Annotated in this window: 2 protein-coding genes; both read left to right on the top strand. The window is 60.1% G+C overall.

The window, feature by feature from the left end; all coding sequences use genetic code 11:
• The first annotated feature begins 109 nt into the window (after window positions 1-109).
• Window positions 110-1141: an IS110 family transposase gene (locus V6S97_RS28955; protein ID WP_334428429.1), complete on the top strand. Its 1032-nt coding sequence runs from the start codon at window positions 110-112 to the stop codon at window positions 1139-1141.
• A gap of 316 nt (window positions 1142-1457) precedes the next feature.
• The gene (locus tag V6S97_RS28950) at window positions 1458-2378 is read left to right on the top strand and encodes an IS110 family transposase (protein WP_334428428.1); all 921 of its coding nucleotides are present in this window, start codon (window positions 1458-1460) and stop codon (window positions 2376-2378) included.
• Window positions 2379-2736 lie beyond the last annotated feature (358 nt).

Here is a 2736-nt window from a genome sequence, read left to right as displayed (position 1 = left end):
GAGATGCTGTAACGGGGCCCGCGCCGCGCACCACCGACTCAAGCATCTTGCAATTGCTCACGGCAAGCTGTCGCTGTTCCCGTATCAGTCTCAATCGGAGGAATACGGGATGAAGCTGTTTATCGGACTGGATGTATCACTGGCGAAGACCGCCGTCTGTGTAATCAATGAGCATGGCAAGATCGCAAAGGAAGCGCAGGTTCCCAGTGATCCACAGGCGATCGTGGACTTTGCAAACACCCTGGAGGGAGCGGTTGCCATCATAGGGCTGGAAGCCGGACCGCTGTCCCAGTGGCTGCATCGCGGTCTGGCCGATGCCCGACTGGACGTCGTTCTGATGGAAACCCGACAAGTGAAGGGCGCACTGAAGGCAATGCCGATCAAAACGGATCGGCGCGACGCTGAAGGGATTGCCCGACTGCTTCATCTGGGCTGGTTCAGGCCCGTACATTGCAAATCCGTGTCGGCACAAGAGGTTCGCGCGCTTTTGGCCGCCCGCAAGGCGATTCAGCGGGGCATGATCGCGCTGGAGCTATCGCTGCGCGGACTGCTGAGAAACTTTGGCCTGAAGGTTGGCGCCATCTCACGCGGCCAGTTCGACGCCCGGATCAGGGAGTTGGTGGAAGGCAATTCCATGCTGCAAGCAGCGGCCGGGCCAATGTTACGTGCGCGCACCAGCCTGCGCCATGAACTAGCCGGGCTCGAACGTCAGGTCCGTCTGCTTGCAAAGGACGATGCGGTGTGCCGGCTGTTGATGACGATGCCAGGCATCGGGGCGGTCGTCGCCTTAACTTTCCGATCCGCTGTCGATGATCCTGAGCGGTTCTCATCGTCCAAGAAAGTTGGTCCATGGGTTGGCCTTACACCGTCGCGCAACCAGTCCGGGGAGCGCGACGTGATCGGCGGCATTACGCGAGCTGGGGACGCCAATCTACGAAGAGCCTTGTGTCAAGCGGCTATCGTCATGATACATCGGGGGCGCTCGACATGGCTGAGAAGCTGGGCTGCGCAAGTTGCAAAACGCCGAGGTGCGAAGCGTGCGATGGTGGCTTTGGCAAGGCGCATCGGCACGATCCTTCACCGGATGTGGAAGGATGGTACTGAATTCTCCACAGTCCCGTTGATCGCCAAGTCGGCCTGAGCGTTACATCAGAACCATATCGTTGACGTCTGCCTGAGCGCAGACCTTCGAGGTCCCAACCGGGACGCGGTTCCGATGATGCCGTGGTCAGGACTGTCGCCGGCCTCGGGTCGAGCACGCCAATGAGATGGGCACATCGGAATTGCCGCACTGAACCAGCATCATGTTGGCAGCCATCGCGCTGACCACGGACCGAAGCATGAACCCGGGGCGACCTCAAACGAAGGGCGAAGCGAGCTAGGTATCAGCGATAGGGACTCTATAGGAATTACTTGCCGCATTGGCAGCATGACTGCGCTGCTGCGGTCGTCACTTTTTGCTTGACTGGAACGGGCCCGTTACCGAAGCGGTTGCCATCATAGGGCTGGAAGCCGGACCGCTGTCCCAGTGGCTGCATCGCGGTCTGGCCGATGCCCGACTGGACGTCGTTCTGATGGAAACCCGACAAGTGAAGGGCGCACTGAAGGCAATGCCGATCAAAACGGATCGGCGCGACGCTGAAGGGATTGCCCGACTGCTTCATCTGGGCTGGTTCAGGCCCGTACATTGCAAATCCGTGTCGGCACAAGAGGTTCGCGCGCTTTTGGCCGCCCGCAAGGCGATTCAGCGGGGCATGATCGCGCTGGAGCTATCGCTGCGCGGACTGCTGAGAAACTTTGGCCTGAAGGTTGGCGCCATCTCACGCGGCCAGTTCGACGCCCGGATCAGGGAGTTGGTGGAAGGCAATTCCATGCTGCAAGCAGCGGCCGGGCCAATGTTACGTGCGCGCACCAGCCTGCGCCATGAACTAGCCGGGCTCGAACGTCAGGTCCGTCTGCTTGCAAAGGACGATGCGGTGTGCCGGCTGTTGATGACGATGCCAGGCATCGGGGCGGTCGTCGCCTTAACTTTCCGATCCGCTGTCGATGATCCTGAGCGGTTCTCATCGTCCAAGAAAGTTGGTCCATGGGTTGGCCTTACACCGTCGCGCAACCAGTCCGGGGAGCGCGACGTGATCGGCGGCATTACGCGAGCTGGGGACGCCAATCTACGAAGAGCCTTGTGTCAAGCGGCTATCGTCATGATACATCGGGGGCGCTCGACATGGCTGAGAAGCTGGGCTGCGCAAGTTGCAAAACGCCGAGGTGCGAAGCGTGCGATGGTGGCTTTGGCAAGGCGCATCGGCACGATCCTTCACCGGATGTGGAAGGATGGTACTGAATTCTCCACAGTCCCGTTGATCGCCAAGTCGGCCTGAGCGTTACATCAGAACCATATCGTTGACGTCTGCCTGAGCGCAGACCTTCGAGGTCCCAACCGGGACGCGGTTCCGATGATGCCGTGGTCAGGACTGTCGCCGGCCTCGGGTCGAGCACGCCAATGAGATGGGCACATCGGAATTGCCGCACTGAACCAGCATCATGTTGGCAGCCATCGCGCTGACCACGGACCGAAGCATGAACCCGGGGCGACCTCAAACGAAGGGCGAAGCGAGCTAGGTATCAGCGATAGGGACTCTATAGGAATTACTTGCCGCATTGGCAGCATGACTGCGCTGCTGCGGTCGTCACTTTTTGCTTGACTGGAACGGGCCCGTTACCGAAGTCCTGAACCTA

It is taken from the genome of Agrobacterium sp. CCNWLW155, assembly GCF_036888815.1.
In the GTDB taxonomy this organism is placed as follows: Bacteria; Pseudomonadota; Alphaproteobacteria; order Rhizobiales; family Rhizobiaceae; genus Agrobacterium; species Agrobacterium radiobacter.
The sequence above is the reverse complement of the archived record's forward strand: the minus strand, read 5'-3'. Positions and strand labels throughout refer to the sequence as shown.

Excerpts from the sequence above, each read along its gene's own strand:
- V6S97_RS28955 (WP_334428429.1), top strand. The coding sequence starts at position 110 with ATGAAGCTGTTTATCGGACTGGATGTATCACTGGCGAAGACCGCCGTC.